Source organism: Desulfobaccales bacterium (genome assembly GCA_041648175.1).
In the GTDB taxonomy this organism is placed as follows: Bacteria; Desulfobacterota; Desulfobaccia; order Desulfobaccales; family 0-14-0-80-60-11; genus 0-14-0-80-60-11.
This window is the reverse complement of record JBAZPO010000030.1, coordinates 17,501-21,735: the sequence shown is the minus strand read 5'-3', so window position 1 is coordinate 21,735 and position 4,235 is coordinate 17,501. Positions and strand designations below refer to the sequence as shown.

The following is a 4,235-nucleotide window of genomic DNA, read 5'->3' as shown; positions in this document are numbered from 1 at the left end:
ATCCACTATGCCCGATTCCTCACTCACTTCCGCAATATCGTAAAGAATCTGCGCCAATTCGTATTCCAACCCAGGCGCCGCTTCCTGCGAGGCGTTCCGAAGCATTTCTTCAACAATAGATGCATTGCGCTCTAAATCCGCGATCACACGGCCGAGGCGCGCAGGCGCCCCCTCTGCATCCTCTTTCTTGCATAGCCTGTAGATCCTCATCCCCAGGTTGGCGGCCCTTTTCCACGCGATCGCCGCATCCCGGCCGTGCTTGGAATAATCCGCGGCACTCGACGCCTTTTCCTCCAGAAAGCAGGCGTACTTTTCGATCCTCGCCATGAGTGCCTGAAGCTGGGAGTCGTACTTGTTGGAGGTTCCGCTGTTCAGCAATTCATCAATTACGGTCTCGAACATTCCAAGGAGACTATCAAACTCGGCAGAGCCGCAATCGGTAGACTCGTAATATGCGGACCAGTCGTTCTCAAAAAGCCTGTCCATCGCCTGGGACGCGCCCGAGAGGCATTCGTCCATCCGATCGGAAGAATTGTCGATATAAGCGTCGTAACGGCGGATTACGCGCAGGGCATCGGTAAAGGCAGTGAGCGCCTCTACGTCCCTCGTTCCAAGCTGCGCATACGACTTGCCGAGCTCAAGAAGGTGTGCGACCTCGTGACTTCTTTGACCCGCGCCGCCCACGATCTTTATCATCTGCATATGCAGCTGGATCTTTTTTTCTATGTCAGGCTCGGCGTTGATAAACGCCTGCATATGTTTCAGCGCCTCGACTTCGAAGTGGGACCAATAAACCGCATAGCACTTTCTGGCGAGTTCGTTTGCGGCGCGATCGAAGAGGAGCTTCGCCCCTTGAGCGTCTTTTCGTCTGCGCGCAACGGCGCGGCGTGCAAGGCCCTCAGGGGTATTCATCTCGCTGCCTATCACCAGGCCGATTGCAGGAGTAATGATAAACAGGGCGGCGGAGACGGCAAGAATTACATCGAGGGCTTTCACAGGGGGCCGAGTCTGCTGGACCGACGCATCTTCTTTCTTCATGCCTTCCGCCGCGGTTTCCTTCTGAAGCCCTTCCCGCCGCGCTGCGCAGCCTCCCAAGACAGCCGTACCGATCGCAGCCGCGCCCAGGACGTAGCTGCTGCGCAAAAAATCGCGGCGTGACAAAGGCTGGCTAGTTTGCGGGACCTCAGACATCGAAGGCTCGTCCGCAGACTCGTCGCAAGGCATTGCCGAGCCTTCTTCAAGGCACTGACAATCGACGACGGTAAACTGCGGGGCGACACCGCTGCCGAGGCCCGCTAAGAGACTGCCCACAGCTCCTCCTCTGAATTTATACTTATCACTCCGATGGCCCTTAATTCAGCGCAGGCTGCACGGGCGCTGCCAACCTTAAGGCGATCGATCGCGCTCAGACATTATCGCTCCACTCGCGGAGTTCTCGCGGAATGAGAAAGCTCTTCAGCCGCTCCGGTCTGCCCGCATAACTCAACGCCGTATTCCAGTCGCGAATGGCCTTACGAACAGCCCGGACAAACGCCACGGGCACGCTGATCAGCGCTGCCGCGCCGATCATCAAGGTGCCTGTATCCGTAAGTCCGTGCATGAGGGCGCTGGCGCCAGTTGCTCCCCACAGCATTGCCTCCATCGCCATTATCCCGTAAAATCCGACCATCTGAGTCGAGCATAGGATCGTCCTCCGCGCCTCGCTCTTCTCTTCTTCGGTCGGCCTTGTAACCGCGTCGATCAGTCGCGTAAAATCTTCTTCCGCGAACATCGTCTTCAACGATGTGATCATCCTTTCAGCAGGCGTTATGGATATGGCGCCCGTCTCGCGCCCCTGGGTAACGAGTCTTACAAAATGATCGAGCGATTTAAATCCATGCGCGCGGAGGCCTTCCTCATTCTTTGCCCACCTAGCAAATCGCACCGCATCTATGTCTATGCGTGGCCGAGCCGTTTCGATTACCTTTTGCTTTAAGACTTCGAGAGCAGACGGATCAGCTTGAACTCGATCGGGCAGGGCCCTGATTGGATTTTCTAAACCATCCCCTTTGAACACCGTTCCACCAACTGCTTCGCAGTCATCGCTGAATTCCTCTGGTGTGGTGGCCTCCGCGAGTTCGATCGTGGAAGTGAGTTCCTCGGCCAGGCGTGGAGCTTCCATTACATTGGCTATGCCTAGATTGGCAGTGCCTGAAACCATATATTTCTCCTCTTCCCGTTGTACCCGTGTTGGACGGTTGCTGTAATATCGGATAGACTGGTCAAAAGTTGCGCGGTTTTACACTATTTGTCCCAGCGACGCAAAAACTCCGTCGCTGTTAGCAACCGGCTGATTTGCCAAGGAATATAAGGATTGCGCTGTAATTCTTGCTCCGCCTGACGGTTTTTATATGGTAAGTTGATCACGATGGAGGTGGGGATGGGCGATTACAGCAGCCTGAGCATCTACGTTATAGGATTGCTGGCGGGGCTGGCACTGCTGTGGAACCTCATCGCGCGGTTACGGCGCATGCTCAAGGAGAGCGTGGAGCTGGCGGTGCCGGTCGCGCGGCAGCAGCAGATCGAATTCCGCACGCCGGGCGAGAAGGGCCTGCATATCGAGGGCCCGCTCTTTACCACGGCCTTTGCGGGGGTCTCCTTTACGCTGCGAGACGAGGCCACGGGGCAGGCTGTCCCGCTCCGGATGGTCCTCTTCCGCTCGAGCGTAAGGGGGTTCTCAAAGATGCGAATGCTCCTCTATCGATGTTTCATCAGCCACGCGGGGTGCTTCGACCTGGCGATCGCGGGGATGAAGGAGGGCCGCGATTATTCGGACTGCCGCATCGTCTTCGCAAAACCCTACGTGGCAAAGACGGTGCTCTTCATCCTGGGACTTCTCCTTGCCAGCGGATTGACGATTTGCAGCATTGTCTTCGGGCTCCTCACGCTCTTGGGTCAGATCTAGCGAAATTGAACACATCTCGTCAGACGGAGCGGAATTGGGCAGTGGTGCAGCGAAACGCAGCACCGACCTCGGCGACTTTCGTTATAATGCCTCTTTGCTAAGGCAACCAATAACAACCTGCTTGTTATTGGTCATGTTCGAGCAATAACACTCGGGCGCGGTCTTGATACGAAACCCCCGCAGGTTCCCTCGCGACCCGTTGATTTTACCGCTATAGCAGTATTTCTGGCATTCAACTGCTCTATTTCTGTAGAGATTCCGCGATTACGGCTAATTTTACTGTCATAGCAGTATTATATGTTGAATTTAACCTGTTGATGGCGTAAAATGACTGTAGATCATAATTATTTACTCTTCTAGCGGTAATTCATCAGGGCTTATGACAAAAGAATTCAGCACCTTTTTGAAGTCAGCCCGCAAGAAGTCCGGGCTCAGCCAGGCCGAGTTGGCAAGGCTTGCGGGCATCGGCAAGACCGCGGTCTTTGATCTCGAGCATGGAAAGGCCACGGTTCAGCTCGACACCCTGCTCAAGGTGCTTCGCGTGCTCAACATCAGGATCGAGTTTGCAGGCCCGCTCGGTGAACGCATGAAAATCGGGGGTTCGGAGTCATGAGGAAGGCGTTGATATCCGTGAAGGGGATCAAGGCAGGGATCCTCGAGGAACTGGGAGCGGGACGATTCCGCTTCGCGTATCTCGATGCGTATCAGGGCAGTCCCGTCTCGCTCACGATGCCGGCTGCAAAGAAAATCTACGAGTTCGATTCATTCCCTCCATTCTTCGACGGTCTCCTTCCGGAAGGATTCATGCTCGAGGCCTTGCTCAAGCGGCACAAGATCGATCGGCATGACTTGATGGGCCAGCTCGTCACCGTAGGGGCGGACATGGTCGGCGATGTCACCGCGGAGGAGATGACGTGAAGCGCTGCCCCATCACCTACGAGGAGATCGGGCAAAGGGATCTCTATTCGGCGCGAGGGTTGAAGAAACTCTCCCGAAAGCTCGCGAGGCTCGATCCCCTCCCCTTTACAGCGCAGGAATTGCGGATGGAGGCGGCAGCGCGCGCGGAGAAGATGTCGATACAGGGCGTTCAGCCCAAACTCAGCGCCGTGCTGAAGATCAAGGAAGGCCGCTTTGAGATCGTGGATATCGGCGGCACCTACATCCTCAAACCGCAGTGCGACTTCCCCGAGCTCCCCCAGAACGAGGCGATAACCATGAGCATGGCCGCCGAGTGCGGCATAGAGGTGCCGGCGCATGGCCTTCTCTATTCTAAGGATGGCAGCTTCACGTA

Annotated in this window: 6 protein-coding genes (1 of these 6 cut by a window edge); 4 read left to right on the top strand and 2 right to left on the bottom strand. The window is 56.0% G+C overall.

Annotation, left to right across the window (positions count from 1 at the left end):
- Both WC600_17760 and WC600_17755 read right to left on the bottom strand, forming a co-directional pair.
- The coding region (locus WC600_17760) for a hypothetical protein (protein MFA4904580.1) at nucleotides 1–1,311 on the bottom strand (1,311 nt) is incomplete at its 3' end.
- 94 nt (nucleotides 1,312–1,405) lie between these two features.
- The gene (locus tag WC600_17755) at nucleotides 1,406–2,200 is read right to left on the bottom strand and encodes a hypothetical protein (GenBank protein ID MFA4904579.1); all 795 of its coding nucleotides are present in this window, start codon (nucleotides 2,198–2,200) and stop codon (nucleotides 1,406–1,408) included.
- A 219-nt stretch (nucleotides 2,201–2,419) separates the two neighbouring features.
- Between WC600_17755 and WC600_17750 the strand changes: the two genes are divergently transcribed.
- From WC600_17750 to WC600_17735, 4 genes are all read left to right on the top strand, one after another.
- Entirely contained in the window at nucleotides 2,420–2,944 is a 525-nt protein-coding gene (locus WC600_17750) for a hypothetical protein (GenBank protein MFA4904578.1), read from the top strand.
- Between the two features lie 379 nt (nucleotides 2,945–3,323).
- A complete protein-coding gene (locus WC600_17745; GenBank protein ID MFA4904577.1) occupies nucleotides 3,324–3,557 on the top strand; it encodes a type II toxin-antitoxin system Y4mF family antitoxin in 234 nt (77 codons plus the stop codon).
- Nucleotides 3,554–3,862 carry a HipA N-terminal domain-containing protein gene (locus tag WC600_17740; GenBank protein ID MFA4904576.1) on the top strand — a complete coding sequence of 103 codons (309 nt, stop codon included), beginning with the start codon at nucleotides 3,554–3,556 and terminating at the stop codon, nucleotides 3,860–3,862. Before WC600_17745 ends, WC600_17740 begins: the two co-directional genes overlap by 4 nt.
- Nucleotides 3,859–4,235, top strand: the 5' end (the start) of a protein-coding gene (locus WC600_17735) for a HipA domain-containing protein (protein MFA4904575.1). 553 nt of this gene lie beyond the right edge of the window; the window shows 377 of its 930 coding nt (coding positions 1–377); it begins with the start codon at nucleotides 3,859–3,861; the stop codon falls past the right edge of the window. Before WC600_17740 ends, WC600_17735 begins: the two co-directional genes overlap by 4 nt.